Annotated in this window: 19 protein-coding genes; 6 read left to right on the top strand and 13 right to left on the bottom strand. The window is 49.6% G+C overall.

Annotation, left to right across the window (positions count from 1 at the left end; genetic code table 11):
- Positions 1 to 403: 403 nt before the first annotated feature.
- Entirely contained in the window at positions 404 to 814 is a 411-nt protein-coding gene (locus FM042_RS01135; RefSeq protein WP_143233921.1) for an H-NS family histone-like protein, read from the top strand.
- Positions 815 to 906: 92 nt separating this feature from the next.
- On the opposite strand, the gene FM042_RS01130 is transcribed toward FM042_RS01135, so the two are convergent.
- Positions 907 to 1,572 carry a hypothetical protein gene (locus tag FM042_RS01130; protein WP_143233920.1) on the bottom strand — a complete coding sequence of 222 codons (666 nt, stop codon included), beginning with the start codon at positions 1,570 to 1,572 and terminating at the stop codon, positions 907 to 909.
- A gap of 284 nt (positions 1,573 to 1,856) precedes the next feature.
- On the opposite strand from FM042_RS01130, the gene tsaA reads away from it, so the two are divergent.
- Positions 1,857 to 2,561: a tRNA (N6-threonylcarbamoyladenosine(37)-N6)-methyltransferase TrmO gene (tsaA, locus tag FM042_RS01125; RefSeq protein WP_143233919.1), complete on the top strand. Its 705-nt coding sequence runs from the start codon at positions 1,857 to 1,859 to the stop codon at positions 2,559 to 2,561.
- Positions 2,562 to 2,662: 101 nt separating this feature from the next.
- The gene (locus FM042_RS01120; RefSeq protein ID WP_143233918.1) at positions 2,663 to 4,384 is read left to right on the top strand and encodes a proline--tRNA ligase; all 1,722 of its coding nucleotides are present in this window, start codon (positions 2,663 to 2,665) and stop codon (positions 4,382 to 4,384) included.
- 80 nt (positions 4,385 to 4,464) lie between these two features.
- On the opposite strand, the gene gpt is transcribed toward FM042_RS01120, so the two are convergent.
- Positions 4,465 to 4,950: a xanthine phosphoribosyltransferase gene (gene gpt, locus FM042_RS01115; protein ID WP_143233917.1), complete on the bottom strand. Its 486-nt coding sequence runs from the start codon at positions 4,948 to 4,950 to the stop codon at positions 4,465 to 4,467.
- A gap of 148 nt (positions 4,951 to 5,098) precedes the next feature.
- Between gpt and FM042_RS01110 the strand changes: the two genes are divergently transcribed.
- Positions 5,099 to 5,419, top strand: coding sequence for a 2Fe-2S iron-sulfur cluster-binding protein (locus FM042_RS01110; protein WP_143233916.1), 321 nt, complete (start codon positions 5,099 to 5,101; stop codon positions 5,417 to 5,419).
- 7 nt (positions 5,420 to 5,426) lie between these two features.
- Here FM042_RS01110 and FM042_RS01105 read toward each other — a convergent pair whose 3' ends face one another.
- The 6 genes from FM042_RS01105 to prmB all read right to left on the bottom strand — a co-directional run bounded on the left by FM042_RS01105 (position 5,427) and on the right by prmB (position 13,465).
- Complete coding sequence (locus tag FM042_RS01105; RefSeq protein ID WP_143233915.1) at positions 5,427 to 6,569, bottom strand: ATP-NAD kinase family protein; 1,143 nt, start codon at positions 6,567 to 6,569, stop codon at positions 5,427 to 5,429.
- Positions 6,570 to 6,592: 23 nt separating this feature from the next.
- On the bottom strand, positions 6,593 to 7,207 hold the full coding sequence (locus FM042_RS01100; RefSeq protein WP_143233914.1) for an elongation factor P hydroxylase: 615 nt from the start codon (positions 7,205 to 7,207) through the stop codon (positions 6,593 to 6,595).
- A gap of 15 nt (positions 7,208 to 7,222) precedes the next feature.
- The gene (locus tag FM042_RS01095) at positions 7,223 to 10,072 is read right to left on the bottom strand and encodes a S9 family peptidase (protein WP_232366316.1); all 2,850 of its coding nucleotides are present in this window, start codon (positions 10,070 to 10,072) and stop codon (positions 7,223 to 7,225) included.
- Positions 10,073 to 10,163: 91 nt separating this feature from the next.
- Positions 10,164 to 11,372 (bottom strand): MFS transporter, encoded by a 1,209-nt coding sequence (locus tag FM042_RS01090; RefSeq protein ID WP_143233913.1) that lies wholly within the window; start codon positions 11,370 to 11,372, stop codon positions 10,164 to 10,166.
- A 15-nt stretch (positions 11,373 to 11,387) separates the two neighbouring features.
- Positions 11,388 to 12,473: a chorismate synthase gene (aroC, locus tag FM042_RS01085; protein WP_143233912.1), complete on the bottom strand. Its 1,086-nt coding sequence runs from the start codon at positions 12,471 to 12,473 to the stop codon at positions 11,388 to 11,390.
- Positions 12,474 to 12,538: 65 nt separating this feature from the next.
- Complete coding sequence (gene prmB / locus FM042_RS01080) at positions 12,539 to 13,465, bottom strand: 50S ribosomal protein L3 N(5)-glutamine methyltransferase (RefSeq protein ID WP_143233911.1); 927 nt, start codon at positions 13,463 to 13,465, stop codon at positions 12,539 to 12,541.
- Positions 13,466 to 13,575: 110 nt separating this feature from the next.
- On the opposite strand from prmB, the gene smrB reads away from it, so the two are divergent.
- On the top strand, positions 13,576 to 14,139 hold the full coding sequence (smrB, locus tag FM042_RS01075; protein ID WP_143233910.1) for an endonuclease SmrB: 564 nt from the start codon (positions 13,576 to 13,578) through the stop codon (positions 14,137 to 14,139).
- Between the two features lie 34 nt (positions 14,140 to 14,173).
- Here the strand turns inward: smrB and sixA are convergent, their stop codons facing one another.
- Genes sixA through FM042_RS01060 form a run of 3 tightly spaced genes read right to left on the bottom strand, consistent with a single transcriptional unit; the run spans position 14,174 to position 15,520 of the window.
- Positions 14,174 to 14,674 carry a phosphohistidine phosphatase SixA gene (sixA, locus tag FM042_RS01070; RefSeq protein WP_143233909.1) on the bottom strand — a complete coding sequence of 167 codons (501 nt, stop codon included), beginning with the start codon at positions 14,672 to 14,674 and terminating at the stop codon, positions 14,174 to 14,176.
- A 3-nt stretch (positions 14,675 to 14,677) separates the two neighbouring features.
- Entirely contained in the window at positions 14,678 to 15,064 is a 387-nt protein-coding gene (locus tag FM042_RS01065; protein ID WP_143233908.1) for an RnfH family protein, read from the bottom strand.
- A 6-nt stretch (positions 15,065 to 15,070) separates the two neighbouring features.
- On the bottom strand, positions 15,071 to 15,520 hold the full coding sequence (locus tag FM042_RS01060; protein WP_143233907.1) for a type II toxin-antitoxin system RatA family toxin: 450 nt from the start codon (positions 15,518 to 15,520) through the stop codon (positions 15,071 to 15,073).
- A 130-nt stretch (positions 15,521 to 15,650) separates the two neighbouring features.
- On the opposite strand from FM042_RS01060, the gene smpB reads away from it, so the two are divergent.
- Complete coding sequence (gene smpB / locus FM042_RS01055) at positions 15,651 to 16,124, top strand: SsrA-binding protein SmpB (protein WP_143233906.1); 474 nt, start codon at positions 15,651 to 15,653, stop codon at positions 16,122 to 16,124.
- 9 nt (positions 16,125 to 16,133) lie between these two features.
- Here the strand turns inward: smpB and FM042_RS01050 are convergent, their stop codons facing one another.
- Together FM042_RS01050 and FM042_RS01045 are read right to left on the bottom strand one after the other, a co-directional pair.
- Positions 16,134 to 17,822, bottom strand: a complete 1,689-nt coding sequence (locus FM042_RS01050; RefSeq protein WP_143233905.1) for a hypothetical protein — start codon at positions 17,820 to 17,822, stop codon at positions 16,134 to 16,136.
- Positions 17,812 to 18,264, bottom strand: a complete 453-nt coding sequence (locus FM042_RS01045; RefSeq protein WP_143233904.1) for a tetratricopeptide repeat protein — start codon at positions 18,262 to 18,264, stop codon at positions 17,812 to 17,814. Before FM042_RS01045 ends, FM042_RS01050 begins: the two co-directional genes overlap by 11 nt.
- Positions 18,265 to 18,308 lie beyond the last annotated feature (44 nt).

Raw genomic sequence — 18,308 nt, 5'->3', positions numbered from 1 at the left:
AGACCCTGCTCCAACTGCCACTGAGTCCACCATGAGCTATTGACTCGCCAAGACAAGCCGAACCTCCTCGTCATATTGGTCAATATCGTTCTAGAACTACAACGAGAGGGCGCGGAAAACACTTAATCAGATTCTATAAAAACATAGTTTCAAATACGATAGATTCCATATAGTTCAACGCCTGAGACGTCATAGCAGGCGCACGAAAAGCCATTATTGGAATACTAATATTAAGCGCTATATATGTACGCAATTACGCAAAATTAATAATTATTTCGAATATTTACACTGAAACAATTGAACTGTTTAATTAAATATGATGTAAAATAACCAATGCGAGATTTCCCTAATATACTTGCATGTTATCTTTCAGTAATTCATATCGAATAAAACAGGATATTCAATGAGCGAATTTACAGATATTCTTACCCATGCACGTCGCTTGAATGCGGCGACTAAAAGCCTTTCGGTATCTGATTTACAAGAAGTTGCCGTGAAGCTTGAGAACGTAATTGAGCAGCGCAAGGAAGAAGAAGCTGAATTAAAGCGGGCCCAAGCCGCTAAATTGGCAGACATTGAACGGATTCGAAAAGAAATTCAGGCTGCAGGCCTAGATCCACAAGATATTTTAGGCACCACTGCGAGCACCCCTAAGAAACGCTCACTACGCAAACGTGCGCCTAAGCCAGCAAAATATGAATACACAATGTCGAATGGCGAGCGGCGCACTTGGACCGGCCAAGGTCGTATGCCGAAGCCTATCCAAAAAGCAGTTAATAGTGGCAAATCGCTAGAAAGTTTCTTAATTAAATAAACCAACACAATTTTTGCGTTGATAGTTAAGAAAAAAGCGCATTGAAGGAATTAATTCAATGCGCTTTTCGATTCATATTGCGAGTCGGCCCGTTACTTTAAAACAACTTTCACGTCACCTACACCCACGTCGGCTTTAATTCGAAAAGTCCCTTCACCTCGGCCAGATGCCTTCTCAGAAACAATCGCTCGCGAGCTCGATACATTCTGTGCGCCATCAATACGAGCCGCGCCTACGCCTGCATCAACGTTAATTTCGCCAGCGTAGTCGAGAAATCCACGAATCGTCACATCACCCACGCCCATACTGGCAGAAACAGAACTTTCACCCACTTCGGCATCAATGACACCCACGCCTACGTGAATATCAAGCACTGCAGGATCCGGCAAGGTGATGTACATAGTGGCCTCAACATTATTTTCCTGAAATGATATGCTAAGCCGGTCACCACGAGTGCGAATCTCTACATCCATATCCGATACATCTTTAATGCGACGCATTAACCCACTCCGCTTCCCCTCAAAGCGTACCTTTAATTCCGCTTGATCACCTTGCGACCGACGAATATGCACTGTACCCACGCCATTATGAATATCGATACGTTCAATACCGGCTAAGTCGATGTGATGAGTTACGTTCTTTTCAGAAGCTATCGCTGCGTCTGCAACCAGTAAGCCCCCAAGTAAAACCAGAAAAATTCCTACATGCTTAAAGAATTGATGATGAAAGCCTTGCGTCTGATTGTTTGCCGTTGTCATATTATGTCACTCCTAATTAGTGCCCGCGTATAGCGGTTTGTTATGCAAGCCTGTTCCCTATCCCAGAATGAACCTCTTGAAAACATACTACGAACAGGATTTTTGAATACGTTACCGAGCACAGTTCGCGCAGTTCGGTACATCTATAACAAAGCAAAACTCATGCCATTTATATAACTATTTGTTTTTATTGAACTTAGCTAAATTAACACCGCCCTTCGATAGCCTAACGCACCGCGTTGTGGTGAAATACACTACATCTTCATTAGCATAGATACCGGTAAATGTCAGAGCATCAGAATTGGACCTTGCATACCATTGCAACGGTAAGTTCACCCTACAAGCAAAAGTTTGCCATTCCCCGCCAGCCGGGATTGGTAAAGCACGCGTACGGCGTGATTGAAATGTTGCCTGAGTTTTCTCATCCGGACTTTCTTCGAGGATTGGAAGCGTTTAGCCATTTGTGGATTCAGTTTGTATTTCATGAAACCGCGGCAAAAGGATGGAGCCCGCTGGTGCGTCCGCCACGTTTGGGCGGAAACCAACGCAAAGGGGTGTTTGCCACCCGTTCTACCTTTCGACCTAATCCCATGGGGCTATCTGTAGTTGAATTAGTGCGCGTGGAACATGGGAAAAGCACGCGCATCCATGTGCGTGGCCTAGATTTGCTTGATGGCACACCGGTACTCGACATTAAACCTTACTTACCCTATGCAGATGCACTTCCAGAAGCCGCTGGTGGCTTTGCGGATGAACGTCCAGATACCGGACTTGGTATTGTATTTAGCGATGATGCGGAGCAGTTTTTGCAACAACAACGTGATTATCCACAATTGCGCGAGTTTATTACTGAAGTGTTAGCCCAAGATCCACGTCCGGCTTATCAAAAAGATGCGCACATGGATAAGGACTACGGTATGCATTTGTACCACTTCAACATTAAGTGGCGTGTGCAAAACAACAAAAATTACGTTTTTTCGATTGAATAATTTCCCGGGACGCAGATTTACGGCGAAAAGAGTTGGTTGGCTATCTTTCACCCTGCTAAAATGCGGCCTTTATTGAATACATCAGGACGAGTATCCACGACATGCGCACTAGTCAGTACCTTCTCGGAACCCTCAAAGAAACCCCAGCTGACGCTGAGGTAATTAGTCATCAACTTATGCTCCGTGCCGGTATGGTACGTAAAGTAGCATCGGGTTTGTATACATGGACGCCAACCGGGCTGCGTGTATTGCGTAAGGTCGAGAAAGTAGTGCGCGAAGAAATGGAGCAAGCAGGTGCCATTGAAGTATTGATGCCCATGGTGCAGCCGGGCGACCTCTGGGAGGAATCTGGCCGTTGGGAAGATTACGGTCCTGAGCTACTGCGTTTAAAAGACCGTCATCAACGTGATTTTGTACTTGGCCCGACTCACGAAGAAGTGATCAGTGAGCTCGTGCGCAAAGAAGTGAGCAGCTACAAACAGCTGCCCATGAACTTATTCCAAATTCAAACCAAGTTCCGAGATGAGATCCGCCCGCGGTTTGGTGTGATGCGCTCTCGCGAATTTATTATGAAAGATGCGTACTCCTTCCATACCACGCAGGCGTCATTAGAAGAAACCTATCAGAAGATGTATCAGGCCTATTGCAATATCTTCAGTCGGCTAGGTCTCGATTTTCGTCCTGTTATTGCCGATACCGGCTCGATTGGTGGCAGCGTATCTCATGAATTCCACGTACTCGCCAGCTCTGGAGAAGACGATATCGCATTCTCCGATAGCTCCGATTATGCCGCCAACGTAGAATTGGCCGAAGCGATCACCACGGATCAGCGTGCCAAACCAAACCAAGCCATGGAAAAAGTGGCCACGCCCAACGCCAAAACCATCGCGGCGTTGGTAGAGCAGTTTAACGTGGCTGTTGAGAAAACCGTGAAAACCCTCGTGGTGCACGGCGCTGATGACGACGGCAAGCCGTCGGGCACATTAGTGGCACTGATTGTACGTGGCGATCACGAACTCAACGAAATTAAAGCCGCCAAGCTACCCCAAGTAGGTTCACCACTGGTGTTTGCCAGTGACGAAGAAATTCGCGCAGCCATTGGTGCGGGCCCAGGTTCACTCGGTCCTGTAAACCTGCCAATTCCATGCATTGTAGATCGTAGCGTGGCTGTGATGAGTGATTTTGCTGCCGGTGCCAACGACGAAGGTTTCCATTTCTTCGGTATTAACTGGGAGCGCGATGTCGCTCTGCCAGAAATCGCAGATTTGCGTAACGTGCGCGCCGGCGATGCGAGTCCCGATGGCAATGGTACCCTAAACATCGCCCGTGGTATCGAAGTAGGTCATATTTTCCAACTCGGCACCAAATACAGCGACGCGATGAAAGTGGGTGTGCTGAACGAAGACGGTAAACATCAACACTTAATTATGGGCTGCTACGGTGTGGGTATTTCTCGCATCGTTGCCGCGGCCATCGAGCAGAACCACGATAGCAATGGCATCCAATGGCCAGAATCCATGGCACCATTCCAGGTGGTTGTGCTACCGATGAACATGCATAAGTCAGCGCGAGTGCAAGAAGCCGCTGAGCACATTTATAACGAACTCAAGGGCGCAGGCATCGAGGTATTATTTGATGACCGTAAGGAGCGTCCTGGCGTGATGTTTGCGGATATGGAATTGATTGGTATCCCACACACCATCGTGATTGGTGAGCGTAACCTCGATGAGAAAGCGGTGGAGTACAAAAATCGCCGTACCGGTGAGAAATCGACCCTCGCCATTAAAGACGTTTTGAGCTTTATTCAAAACCACTCTTCCTAGATCATCCCGCAGGAACAAACAAAAACGCCATGGTTCAATCGAACCATGGCGTTTTTATTAATGAAACATCGGCGCAATGATTAGCGATCTTCACCGGCTAATGGGTCGACATAGTGCAGATGCATATCCCACGGGAAATGAATCCAAGTGTTTTGATCAATATCCGCTTCATATTCGTCGACCAAGGGTAAGCCCTCGGGTTTTGCATACACGGTAATAAATTTAGCCTTGGGTAATCGTTTCCGCAAAAAACGCAAGGTATTCCCCGTATCCACTAAGTCGTCGATCACGATAAAGCCTTCGCCATCCTCCGAGCACGATACATCTTTAAGCATTTGCGGTTCTGCACTCTGCGATTGATGGGCATAGCTGCGAACACAGACACTCTCGACGACGCGAATATTCAATTCACGGGCCAAAATAGCGGCAGGCACTAAGCCACCACGACTCACCGCAATAATGCCGCGCCACTGCTCTGCCGGCAATTGTCGGCGGGCGAGCTCTCGGGTAGCGCGATGAAGTTCTTCCCAAGAAACAAAGTATTCGTGTTTTTCATGCAATCCCATGATTGCTCCTTTTGTGATAGGATTCCCCGCAATGTGCGTATAAGTATATCACTGGGTTTCACCCTTGTGTGCATGGGTTGGGCTCATCAAATTGATATATCGCAATATATCCATCACTAATAGATTAATGACGAATAGGACCAAAGCAATGCCAAAAGCTGTATTTATTGATGCCAAAGGCGGCGAATTCGAATTAGATGTTCCCGTAGGGCAAACCTTAATGGAAGCGGCTACAGATGCAATGCTCGATGGCATTATTGGCGAGTGCGGCGGTGTCATGTCGTGTGCCACCTGCCATGTGTACGTAGATCCAGCTTGGGTGACTAAACTACAGCCTGCCGATGATATCGAAGAAAGTATGATTGATGTGGCACGTGAACCACAGGAAAATAGTCGTTTAAGCTGTCAGATCACCATGAGCGAAGAGCTCGATGGCATTGTCGTGCACATGCCACGTTCACAGTTTTAAGCAGCCCTTAGGCTTCCTCGACCGCCACCATTGTGCGGTCGTGGTAGCCTGACACGACCGCAATAAACCCAGCCCATTCATCGTCTAATTCCGGTTCGCCCGTATCTACCCGTAACGGACGCCCCTGAAGTGCCTGTAATTTAGCTTTCGTAGCCACCAAAATGAGATGCTCACGACCAACTGTACGCAATACGGTTGGGGTAAACTGCTGATTCCCGCGCCCGAAAATATGCCCCTGACCACCAATTAACGTAGTGACCATATACACATCTTGGCCGTTCTTACGGGCCTCTAACACCAATGCTTCTAACTGGCGTCCGGTAACATCCGTGGCAATCACCTTTTCGTTACAGATCACATCGACACCCAACAACGTATTCTCTAGCCCCAATTCTTCCATAATAAAAGCGACCGTTGAACCGGAACCCATCAGATAGAGGGCATCAGACTCCATCCCTTCAATCACATCAGCGGCGATATCGGCCAACACCAAATCATCGCTTTCTCGTCCGCCAATCTTCACCGCTTGCATATACTCAAGTTCACCGGGAACCTGTAACTCCCCAAAGCGCTTCGCCTTCACTTTGCCACTGCGGTAGGCATCTTCGTCTAAATCCATTACATCCGCGGCTCTCAGAGTGGTTAATTCACCATTCAACAGCGCATACAGCACCTTCCCTGCCGCAGAGGGCGACACCGCATATACCGCAGAGTGAATTTTTACTCCAGCAGGAATTCCGATCGCGGGAATTTCCTGCCCCCCTAACCCTTTCACCACATCGCGTGCGGTGCCATCGCCACCGGCGAAAATCAACAGGTCAGGATGGGATTCAGCAATGGCTCGCACGGCGGCTTGGGTGTCTTCTGCTTCGGTTTGTGTTTGAGTCGGCTGATACACCACGTCATACTGAAATCCGAGTTCATCAAGCACGGCAGCGCCCATATCCCCAGCCGCCGTGAGAAAGCGAATACGCTCCTGAAATGGCGCTAAATAAGCTAATGCTGTGCGTACCCGTTGGCCTGCCTTTAGCTCAGCTCCTCGTGCCAGAGCTTCCGCGCGCACAGCAGCACCGTCGCTGCCTTTTAACGCCACTGCACCGCCAATGCCTGCATAGGGATTAATCACTAAAGCGAGCTTAAATTCGTGCACGTCAACATCACTCCGTTGGTTGGTTAGGCGGCTGCTTCGTTGCGCAGCGCCGCTCTGTTTCGCTCATTCGCTATCAGCTGTTCACCTGCGTACGTAATATCGGCAAGCGTCAACGGCATCATGCCACGTTCGGCGCAGAGTGCGTGCATAAATTGCTCCGCACGCGGGGGAAGCCCTTGCGTCATACGAAGGGATGCGCGGGAAATAACCGCTTGGGTAAAAGCGACGCGATCACTCACATCACCGCCAGCAAGATTGTCCACGCTGACCTCGAATGCAACCCCCGCGGCGAGACTCAATAACCATTCAATGGCTTGTGGGCTTACTTCCACTTGTTCAAAGCGCGCTTGCTGTTCTGCCGTACGGCCATCGGGGGCATACCAATAACCATAATCCAATAAGTGACGACGCACCCGTCCGGCGAGTGTCCAGTGCGCGATTTCATGCAACGCTGAACGCACAAAACCGTGCGCAAACACCACCTCATGATAGGGTCTGCGATTCGACGCAGGACGATAAATAGGCTCGCACTCGCCTTTCACGAGTACGGTATTTTCGCTTTCCATGAAGCATTCGTTAAACAGGCGGATCATCTGATCCGCCTGTATGTTTTGTTGCTGTTGGATGGTATTCGACATCAGTCGAGTTTTCTCCTAATCATACACTTGGAACTCAAGCCCTTCTGTCCACCAACTCGGCGCATCTGCACCTTTTAGGTGATGATCTAAGAATTCCAACATTTTGATGGTGTAATCAATTTTATTAGCAAACTGCTGCAAATGATGGGGTTCACCTTCGTAATGCAGCATCACCACGGGCTTATCAAGACGCCGAAGTGCTAAATAATACTCAATTCCTTGTTCCCAAGGAACCGCTTCATCTTTATCACCGAACTGAATCAACATCGGCGTGTTGATTTTATCGGCAAAAAATACCGGTGAGTTCTTAATGTACGGGTCGAGGTCTTCGAACATACTTACCCCTAACCGGCTCTGGCCTTTCTCATACTGGAATTGACGCGCTAACCCTGAGCCCCAGCGAATACCGCTATAAGCACTGGTCATATTCGACACAGGCGCGCCAGACACAGCCGCTGAAAACATATCCGTTTCTGTGACCACAAAGGCAGTTTGATAACCCGACCAGCTATGTCCGTGCAGACCAATGGCATCAGGATCCGCCACACCCATTTCAATGATTTTTTCCACACCAGGAACCAGTGACTCTGTAGCGCTTGGACCAGGAGCCCCTAAACGGAAGTGCACATCAGGCAAAAACACCACGTAATCTTGACCTAAATAAAACGGGAAATTCGGACGGTGGTTTACCCGCATTTGGTTCCAGTTGTACAACCGCTGAGAGAATTTCTCGTAGTAGTACACCAGTACCGGGTAACGCTTATTAGGATCATAGTTGTCTGGGGTAATCAGAATTCCCTGTAATGGCTCGCCATGGGTGGATTCCCATTCCACGAGTTGGGCGTTACCCCAAATAAAATCATGCCGCTGCGGATTCACATCCGTAAGTTGACGCGGTGATTGTAATGGCGCATCTGCCACCCACACGTCAGGGAAAGTACGGAAATCTTCTTCCGTGTAGAACAGTTGCGATTTATCCTCAGTGCGCGCGATAAAACGCCAGGTTTTCTCACCCTCCACTAATACCTCTAACTGTGCTGGTGCATTGTCGGTAAGCGCCAACTGATAAAAGCCTGAGGTTTTTAGTTGTTCGTTATAGCCGCGTAATAAAACCGGCTGATTGATGTTGATCACATCTAGGTCATCGGTATCCAATACGCGATATTGCTGAGTGTGCTCGCGACCCACTTGGGTGAGATTCACCGCTTGATCATGGGCAGATTCTGCAACCGGCACCTGCCAAATATCAAATCGATCGTAAACCCAAAGCGCACTGCTATCGGCGTGCCAGCCACCAATACCATAGGGCACCGCTTCCATCGGGCGATCGTTCTCTTCGTCAACCCAAGACACGCTCACATTGCTGCCAATTTGATGGGTTGAACCCGACTGGCTATCAAACGCGTGCAATTGGTAATCGTTTACGTACACCACGTAACGTCCGTCTGGCGACAGCGAACCGCGCTCAAATGATGGTAAACGCGCAGCCACTTGCGTACGCGAACCATCGTTGAGGTTTACATGATACAGATCGTGATAGAAGCCATCCCAAGTAATCTCGCGACTATAGGGTTGCGAATCGCGGGCTAACAAGGCCTGTGGATGATCGGTCGGGAACATGGCTTCGCGTACATCATCACTCAAGGTAACGAGGCGTTGGTCATTCACATGCCAAACCGCCATGGCCGTAGCGCGGTTTAAGTTACGCTGAGATTGACGCTGATGCGGAATGATCATGTCATCGTCGCCATGCCACACTTGCAAACGTCGATCCGACAACAACCGCTCGAGATTATAGAGATCATCTTTGCTTTCTGGGCGCCCGATAGGATCGGCTTTCTTCGCAGGCGTAGGGCGATGACCAATAAATAAACGCTCTCCATCGTCGCTCCAGCGCTGGGGAGAGTGCTCAGATAAGATAAAACCCTCACGATCCACGGTTAACTGTTGTGTGCCTTCACCCGCAGCCCACATCCACAGTGCATGGGGCGTTTCTTCATAATCACTCTCTTTCGGCGATACATGGAACGCCAAGCGTTGACCATTTGGCGAAAAGCTTAGCTTGCTGAACTGTTGGTCAGTCACGTCCATTAAGGTCGTTCCGCGATGCTGTGCGGTATCATACATCACCAACGAAACCCGTGGATTTTTCGACTCTTCTTTGTCTTCTTTATCTTCGTTATCTGTGTCTGATTGGTCGTCACCATTTGCCGTTGCCGCCTGTTGCTGATACACCAAGCGGGATCCTTCAGACGCGACGGTAAAATGGGTGACGTTATTGATTAACGTTTGCTCATTGCTACGCAGATCAATCAAGCGCAGTAAGCGGCCCTCTTCGCTGCCATTCTCTTTGCTGTAATCTTGATCATGTTGCAGCACAAGAAAACGGCCGTCGCCAGTAAAGGCAGACTGGCTAACTTGCGGAAACTCTTTTTTACTGGCATTTAACACATCGACCAACACTGCATGGTGATATAAAGCCCGCTCTTCCTCGCGTGATTCGGCCCGTTCCCGCTGCAATAACGTTGGCTGACGGGTAAACACGACCCAATTGCCATCAGCACTGAGCTTTGGCTCATGGGCGCTAGCAACGGAGATCGTTGTGCCATCGCTAACCCGCACCACAATCCCTTCCCGATCGCCGTAATCCGGAACGGCGGCAAAGGCAAGGGTATTGCCGGTATCGCTAATCTGACGCTGATCAATTTCCCGAAACTGCATCACGTCGGTGAGCGCCAGCGGGCGAGCTTGTTCGGCTTGCGCAGAGGCAGACGCACTAAAGCCCACGGCAGCGCCAACAGAGATGCCCACACTCAGCGTGAGCATTGCCGCATAAGGAAGACTGTATTTAAACCATCGCTTCATGAAATCACCTTGAGTCCTGTTTTTTTCCATTATCCCCGTCATCACCGCCATGATCCACGCCATCTAACGAGGATCCACGGCACTTGGACGCTCAGTGTTCACCTTTAGCCAATGATTCACGCGGCGCCCGCGGCATGGCTAGCGCTGCAAGCATACCCACAAAAGTGAGTGCAGCCGCCACCATAAAGGTTGTGGTAGCGCCATCCCCTTGCTGCCAGTATAACCCTGCGAGCCATGCACCAATGGCACCGCCACCACCCATGCCGATACTCACATACATGGCTTGTCCGCGACTGTGCTGGGAACTAGGAAAGTAATGATGTAGAAATCGAATAGCAGCACTGTGATGCAATGCAAAGCTAAATGCGTGCATCAATTGAATAAACAACAACCACAGAATCACATCGGCAACATGGCCAAGTAGCCACCAGCGCAATGCGGTAATCCCCAAGCACACCGCAATAATCCGTGATACCGAGAAACGCACAAGTAAACGTCCGGCGATCATAAACATGCCCACTTCGGCCACCACGCCCAAAGCGATCAACGCTCCCACAGCCATGGGGGCGTAGCCCAATTGGTTCAGGTAGAGAGCGAAAAATGCATAGAATGGCGCGAAACTCATCTGCAAGCAGAGACTTGAGAACATAAAGAGAAGAAAAGGTTTGCGTCGAATACGCCGCCAGAACACATCGCTCGGACCTTCGTCCTGAGGTGTGCTATCCCGAGCCGGTTCCGCCAAGCGTAAACTCATCAGCGCCAGTGGAATCAGCAAAGCTGCAGCCAGCCAGGGATAGGCTTGATAGCCGCCCCAAGCTAATAACTCGGCCGCGAATAGCGCCACAACAATGAAGCCCAAACTGCCACCCAAACGAATGCGACTATACAGCTGATGCTGTGCGCCTAATGAGCTTAAAGTAACTACCTCAAGTTGTGGCAAAATAGCCGACCAAAAGAAGCTCACTAAGCCTAATCCGATGGCCACCGCCCAATAACTCGACAGCTGCGTCATGACCAGCAGCAACGCCAACGAAGCAAAAACGCCTAAGCGAATTGCCGGCAGTAACTTGCCGGAACGGTCGGATAACCCCGCCCATACTGGAGGGCCGACAATGCGACACAGAGTGGCCAATGCAATGAGTTCACCGATTTGGCGAGAGTCGAAGCCTAATCCATCAAGATACACGGCCAGGTAAGGCACGAGCAGTGCCAGAACCGCAAAATAACCAAAATAAGACCAACTTAAACGTCGGCACTGACGTGCAAACGCGGGATCCTGGTGTGCTGAGAATGGAGACATAGTCGCGCCGCGAAACTAGCGCAGGGTTGGCGTGGACACAACCACATCACCATTTTGCGCCCGTTGCCGCAGCATATGGTCCATCACCACAAGCGCCATCATCGCCTCAGCGATGGCCACCGCGCGAATACCCACGCAAGGATCATGGCGACCCTTAGTGACCACCTCGCAGCGCTCCCCTTGGTCGTTAATTGTTTGCCCCGGAATACGAATACTCGATGTCGGCTTTAATGCAATTTCTGCGATCAATGGCTGACCGGTGCTAATACCACCGAGTACACCACCCGCATGATTAGAAAGGAACCCATCGGGAGTCATTTCATCGCGGTGTTCAGAGCCACGTTGCTCGACTACGGCAAAGCCATCACCGATATCCACCGCTTTTACGGCATTGATCGACATTAAGGCTTTGGCTAAATCCGCATCAAGCCGATCAAATACTGGCTCACCTAAACCAGCTGGAAGCCCATGGGCTTCCACGCGGATGCGGGCACCAATAGAATCACCGTCTTTTTTAAGGTCACGAATCAATCCGTCAAGGGCGTCGAGTTTGCCCGGGTCGGGGAAGAAAAACGCGTTATCGTTTACACCATCCCACTCAAATTTCTCCGCACGAATATGCCCCATTTGCACCATAGCACCACGGATAGAAATCCCCTGCTCTTTCAACCAGGCTTGGGCAATCGCTCCCGCCGCCACCCGCATCGCTGTTTCCCGCGCCGAAGAACGGCCACCACCTCGGTAATCTCGGTGTCCATATTTATGGGCATAGGTGTAGTCGGCATGGCCGGGGCGAAATATATCTTTAATGTCGGAGTAATCTTTGCTGCGCTGGTCGGTGTTTTCAATCAGCAAACCAATGGGCGTACCCGTTGTTTTGCCCTCAAATACACCCGACAGAATTTTAATGGCGTCGTCTTCACGACGTTGGGTAGTATAGCGATTCATGCCTGGCTTGCGACGATCCAACTGCCGTTGAATCAAGGCTTCATCAACGGGAATGCCTGGTGGACAGCCATCAACGATGGCACCGAGTGCGGGGCCATGACTTTCTCCGAAAGTGGTGACCCGAAATAACTCCCCAAAGGTGTTGGCGCTCATCTGTGCTCCCGTAATTCTCTGTCAGTTCATTCGTGATTCATTGGCGCAAAGGTTCATGTGAACGATTAAGCGCCGTCGGCAAAATGGCCCGCATGCTGTTCCAGTTGCTCTTTGTTGATGGCAAATACGCCATCTCCACCGCGCTCAAAGCTCAACCAAACAAAAGGCACATCGGGCCACAGTGCTTGCATGTGTACCATACTATTGCCCACTTCACAGATTAATATGCCGCCATCATTCATATGCTCCGGAGCATCGCGCAGAATCTTCCGCACCAGATCAAGGCCATCGTTCCCTGCCGACAAGCCGAGTTTAGGCTCGTGATGATACTCAGGGGGCAAATCATCCATATCTTCCGCGTCCACATAAGGCGGATTGGTCACGATCAGGTCATAGCGGCGATCCTGCAAACCGTTGAAACCATCAGATTCAATGGCTTCAACCCGATCACTGAGCCCATGTTCTTCGATATTCATTCGTGCCACAGCCAGCGCATCAGAACTGATATCCACCGCATCAACAATGGCATCGGGGAACGCATAAGCGCAGGCAATAGCAATACAGCCAGAACCAGTGCAAAGATCAAGAATATGATCCGGTGTGTGCATTAACCATGGCTGAAACTCTTGCTCAATGAGTTCTGCAATCGGAGAACGTGGGATTAATACGCGCTCATCCACATAGAAGGGCAATCCGGCAAACCATGATTTGTGTACCAAATAGGCGGCTGGCACTTTATCGCGAATACGGCGAGCAACAAGGGCCGCAAGCTGACTCTTCTCTTCAAAAGTGAGTCGGCAATCACGATGCGCATGTAATTCATCAAAGGTAAGCGCGGTTACTTCGGATAACAGCAACAAGCCCTCTTCCCAGCCGTCTACTGCACCGTGGCCAAAATAAACATCCGCACCATGCAATGCAGATGCGATATAACGTTGCCAATCGGCAATGGTGAGTAAGTCGTCGGTGACTTGAGACACTTGATGGGTCACGAGGCGCTCCTTTTATGGCAACGGGTTGGTTTTCAGTGTGGAAGGGTATTTTTCACCCGCTTAATTCCCTATTATACCTACCTAAACAGAGGCATCATTAATAATTCACTATGAGCACACCGAAATCTACAAAAAAAGCGCGTAAAACCTTGCACATCAGTGACGAGGACCGCGCCCTATTCCGTGATGCCATCGGTGATATTCAACCCATCGAAGACGACCGGGTGCAAGCCAAACCAGTAAAACAAACCGATGGCACCGCCATTGCCCGACGACGAAATGCCCAAGCACAAGCACGATTAACCGCCACAGACCCTTTCTCCGACGATTTTATGCCGGCACTCCCCGAAGGCACATTGGCTTGGGTGGCGGATCACGAAGCGTCCTATCTCGCCAAACAGCTGCGCCGGGGTGATTTTGCCCCTGGCATGGTGTTGGATTTACACGGATACACCCGCGTAAAAGCGCGTCGCGAGATCGCCGAAGCCATCCAAGCCTGTATGCATGAGGGGTTAAACTGTTTAAATGTGATTCATGGTATCGGTCACGGCATTTTGCGCCAGCAAGTACCAGCCTGGCTCATGCAACACCCAGATGTACGGGCGATTCATCAAGCACCGCTAGAATGGGGTGGTCAGGGTGCTTTATTGGTGCTGTTGCGGGTGTCTGAGTAGATGCACCTGAGTATGTTGTTTACATAGCAACAGTTTACTTAGCAACAATATCCGCGGTTGGTGCTTGGAGGGATTCTAAACGGCCTAACATCGCCAAAGGTTCGACGTCAATGACGGCGATTCCGGCTGTGGGGAACAGCGGTGGCTGCACCGATGTATCTAAGTAGCTGACCAAGTAGCAAACAAACGGCATGTGCGATACCACAAGTACAGATTCTGCCGGTTCAATTTGTAACCGCGCTAACAATGCACCAGCAAAGGCCTCGGCATCACTCTCTGGAGTCACCTCTGAGGAGACTTCCACGACTTCCGCGGCGATTGCCGCTTCCACTTGCTTCCAGGTTTGCTGCGCACGGATATAGGGGCTCACAATCACCAAATCGATCTTTGGATGATGTTCGCGTAGCCATTCCGTCATCCGCACCACTTCGTCGCGACCGCGATCGCTCAGTTCCCGTGCTTCATCCGCCTGTAATTTTCCGTGCTCCAGTTTTGAAGACACCGCATCACCATGACGCATCACAAACAACTTCATACGTTAAGACTCATCACTCGTTGTAGAATTTGGGTTCGCGTCATCGGAGTCGCGTCGCATTCGATCCGGACGACCTCCGGTTACCTTATCCGCACGGCCTTCCGCTTTCGCTTGCTCTGCTCGGCGCCGACGAATTTCTTTCGGGTCTGCAATCAGCGGACGATAGATTTCAATGCGATCGCCCTGCCGTGGTATATCAGTAAGCTTACAGGTTTTATTCCAAATACCCACGGCTTGTGTGTCTAAATCAATCTCAGGAAAGTATTTTCGAATATCCGATTGCGCAATCACTTCGGCAACAGTAAGCCCCTGAGCCACAGAAACACTCAGTATCTTCTGTTTTTCTGGGGTGCCATACACCACTTCCACATTGATCATTGCATCAGACATTAGTCACTAACCCGAAGCCTTATCCGGCCCATAAACTTGTTTTGCACGGCTCGCAAAAGCATCCACCATTCTTAAGGTTACTTCATTAAATACTTTTGCAAAGGCAAAATGGAGCAATTTACTGGAAAACTCGAATTGCAGTTGAAGGGTCACCTTGCACGCATCGGGGGCTAACTCTTTGAATGTCCAACCACCGGTTAAACGCTTAAACGGCCCCTGCACGAGCTCCATATCAATCCGATGTTCGTTCACTAAGGTGTTTTTGGTGGTAAACGCGTGACGAATGCCCGCCTTACTAATGGAAAGCTCCGCAACCATGTGCTGTTCAGATTCTTCAAGAATGCGTGCAGCCACACAACCGGGAACAAATTCCGGATAAGCGGCAACATCATTAACCAAATCAAACATCTGTCGGCAGCTATAAGAAACGAAGGCGCTGCGTTCTATTCGTGGCATGTGGCAACTACTCTTTTCGGTCGAAAGTTCGCGTCTATGGAAAAGTGCCGCATTCTAACCTTTCTGGGCTTTCCCTGCATCTTTTGTGATTTTTCTTTTCTGTGCGCTACTGATGCGTATAATACGCGCCATGAAAGCAAAAAAGAAACCAGCAAGTACAATCGCACTCAACAAAAAAGCCCGCCATGAATACTTCCTCGAAGACAAGTTCGAGGCAGGCCTGCAGCTCGAAGGTTGGGAAGTGAAAAGCATACGTTCAGGAAAAGTAAATATTTCTGATAGTTACGTGATCCTGAAAAACGGCGAAGCCTACCTACTCGGTGCTCAGATTCAGCCATTGAGTCAGGCCTCATCCCATGTGGTGTGTGATCCTGATCGTACCCGCAAGTTACTTCTAAAACAGCGCGAACTGGATACCCTGATTGGCAAATCCGAGCGCGAAGGCTACACCATTGTGGCCACCGCTATGTATTGGAAAAAAGCCTGGGTAAAGCTGGAAATCTACCTTGCCAAAGGTAAGAAAGACCACGACAAACGCGACACCATCAAAGACCGCGACTGGGCCCGTGAAAAAGAGCGGATGATGAAGCATAAGGTGCGTTGATCCCCTATTTTAATCACTGTAATCACATGTACATTGGCCACTAACATCTTGCCATGTGCCTTGAGCATTACAAAATCCAGTGATTGAGCACGACCAATGACTAAACTTGTATCCCACATTACAACCAACTCCACCAACGTCGGCGTGTGATGCCTGCATACCCGCCTGTGTTTCAGGTAATGCAATACTGCCATTTGCAGGTGGGTTGGAACCTTGAATTGGGAATAGATAATTGGTTTGAGGACACGCTATCGGAGTCTCCCACCGAATGTTCGCCTCAATTGTTCTATGAGCCAAAGCATCCTTACCGCTCGCGACCCTTACGAGAGCGCGATCCGACAGCGAATCTCCCTCAGCAAGATAGCGCTCAAACGAGCACCTTGCGTGCCCATCCATCCCAATACTTATGTTGTCAGGAATGCAGCGGGCGCGGCTCGCCCAATGAGCCTCGATCTGAATATCGCAACCATGTAAGCAATAGCCAACTTGAAAATCCAGCGTACCTTGAAACAGTCCCTCTGAAGCAGTTTGCTCGCATCCTGAGCATTTAACTTGTGATACATTAGGAACTTCGGGTGGACGGCACCATTTATCGATATACCAACAATTCTCGAGCTTTTGATACAAAGAGCTCGTAGATAATAGCGACGCATTGATCGAATCACCTATTCCATGAGATACATAAAGATTCTGGGATACATTCAGATTCTTTGTAGACACATCGTTCGTATTCGCCCATCGTGTATTGCCTCCCATACTTTGAACATGTTCTGCATTCCAAATCTCTGCTGACAGATTCGAAAAATCCCCTTCAGTTACGCTCACGGTTTCTAGCTCAGCGACATCTCCGAGTAATGCCTGAATTGACATCGACTTACCCATCAGTTGACTTACCTGAGTTGTATTCGACGTGGTTTCCCGCCCTCTTCCTTCCGCCGCCTGCAATCTTGTGGTTTGCACTTGGTTTTGTTGCCATATCCTTGCTCGTAACTCTTTATTCACCTGAGTTTGTTGCGCAACCCCCATCGAGGAAGAAAGGACGCCAACCGATGCACGTTCACCTTCAAGAAACTCCACTGAAACAGAATCAATATTTAGGCGCTCGCTGACGCCTTCCATCACGCTGGTGTCGCCGCTATATCCAGTATGCGTTGTTACCTTCCCACTAGACATATCGACCGAATCCAGATGTGCGACATTCTGGAGATCATAGTTTTGCATCGACAAATCGGTTTCCATGCTTGGAAATTCACCCTTGCTATTTGGCCAACGCCACACAAGTCTCTCTCCCGCCAATTCCGAGAGTTCCTGCTCTGACGGCATCAGGATATGCAGCCAAGCTCCCTGTGCTGTGCTCCCATGGAGCTGCTTCTGGATCGCTTGAGCCTTCGCAGAACTAGATAGACGTACACGAATGTGAAACGCTGGACTGTAATTGACCTGCGCATCAAGCACATAAGTGTCTAGCTGAGTGCGTTCTCGTAATAACTCTAAGTTCGGCCAACTTCCAAACTCTTGAAAATAACCAATAGCGCTCACTCGTGTTCGGTGGAGAGTTTCAATGATGGCTTCTTCTTGCAGGGCATTTATGCGTACATGCGCATTGCTAATGAATCCAAGCGCTACTGTAAAAACACCAAGCACAACCAGAATAATACTGATGAGCCCGTACCCTCGAGCTAGCTGTCTAGAGCTCATAGCTAACAGCGCCTTGCAATTGCAATAACCATTCAAGAAGCTCGGGCTGATAAAGCGGCCCTAATCGCCTCGATTCAACTAAGGTCGCGGTCGCAATACGTAGCTGAGTGATCGCTAAATTATGCCATGCGAGGGTATGCTCCGGGGCAAGACGCAGTGCATGCTCGTATGCGCGTTGTGCGGCAACAAATCGATGTTGTCGTAAGTGTAGATTGCCGAGTAGAAACCACCCTTCTGCAAAACTCGGTTCGTGTTCGAGTAATTGGTGAAGGTATGCCTCTGCTGACAAAAAATCACCTGCGGTATAAGCAATTCTGGCACCTTGCTCGAGGGTTGTGATGGATTCTAATACTGGTCTTTGATGAGAACTGGTTGCACTGCAGCCGACAACGAATAACAAACAGCTCAGTACTACAGCAATTTTTCCAAGATTATCTTTCATAAGCAGTCCTTTGCTCACGTATACATTGTTAGTTGAGTCAGTTA

Origin of the sequence: Aliidiomarina halalkaliphila (assembly GCF_007096385.1) — a bacterium.
Lineage (GTDB): Bacteria > Pseudomonadota > Gammaproteobacteria > Enterobacterales > Alteromonadaceae > Aliidiomarina > Aliidiomarina halalkaliphila.
This window is presented reverse-complemented; position numbering and strand designations above follow the sequence as displayed.

What these genes read in the sequence shown, in the direction of transcription:
- FM042_RS01135 (WP_143233921.1), top strand. Translation starts at nt 404, where the DNA reads ATGAGCGAATTTACAGATATTCTTACCCATGCACGTCGCTTGAATGCG.
- FM042_RS01130 (WP_143233920.1), bottom strand. Translation starts at nt 1,572, where the DNA reads ATGACAACGGCAAACAATCAGACGCAAGGCTTTCATCATCAATTCTTT.
- tsaA (WP_143233919.1), top strand. Translation starts at nt 1,857, where the DNA reads ATGTCAGAGCATCAGAATTGGACCTTGCATACCATTGCAACGGTAAGT.
- FM042_RS01120 (WP_143233918.1), top strand. Translation starts at nt 2,663, where the DNA reads ATGCGCACTAGTCAGTACCTTCTCGGAACCCTCAAAGAAACCCCAGCT.
- gpt (WP_143233917.1), bottom strand. Translation starts at nt 4,950, where the DNA reads ATGGGATTGCATGAAAAACACGAATACTTTGTTTCTTGGGAAGAACTT.
- FM042_RS01110 (WP_143233916.1), top strand. Translation starts at nt 5,099, where the DNA reads ATGCCAAAAGCTGTATTTATTGATGCCAAAGGCGGCGAATTCGAATTA.
- FM042_RS01100 (WP_143233914.1), bottom strand. Translation starts at nt 7,207, where the DNA reads ATGTCGAATACCATCCAACAGCAACAAAACATACAGGCGGATCAGATG.
- FM042_RS01095 (WP_232366316.1), bottom strand. Translation starts at nt 10,072, where the DNA reads ATGAAGCGATGGTTTAAATACAGTCTTCCTTATGCGGCAATGCTCACG.
- FM042_RS01090 (WP_143233913.1), bottom strand. Translation starts at nt 11,372, where the DNA reads ATGTCTCCATTCTCAGCACACCAGGATCCCGCGTTTGCACGTCAGTGC.
- aroC (WP_143233912.1), bottom strand. Translation starts at nt 12,473, where the DNA reads ATGAGCGCCAACACCTTTGGGGAGTTATTTCGGGTCACCACTTTCGGA.
- smrB (WP_143233910.1), top strand. Translation starts at nt 13,576, where the DNA reads ATGAGCACACCGAAATCTACAAAAAAAGCGCGTAAAACCTTGCACATC.
- sixA (WP_143233909.1), bottom strand. Translation starts at nt 14,674, where the DNA reads ATGAAGTTGTTTGTGATGCGTCATGGTGATGCGGTGTCTTCAAAACTG.
- FM042_RS01065 (WP_143233908.1), bottom strand. Translation starts at nt 15,064, where the DNA reads ATGTCTGATGCAATGATCAATGTGGAAGTGGTGTATGGCACCCCAGAA.
- FM042_RS01060 (WP_143233907.1), bottom strand. Translation starts at nt 15,520, where the DNA reads ATGCCACGAATAGAACGCAGCGCCTTCGTTTCTTATAGCTGCCGACAG.
- smpB (WP_143233906.1), top strand. Translation starts at nt 15,651, where the DNA reads ATGAAAGCAAAAAAGAAACCAGCAAGTACAATCGCACTCAACAAAAAA.
- FM042_RS01050 (WP_143233905.1), bottom strand. Translation starts at nt 17,822, where the DNA reads ATGAGCTCTAGACAGCTAGCTCGAGGGTACGGGCTCATCAGTATTATT.
- FM042_RS01045 (WP_143233904.1), bottom strand. Translation starts at nt 18,264, where the DNA reads ATGAAAGATAATCTTGGAAAAATTGCTGTAGTACTGAGCTGTTTGTTA.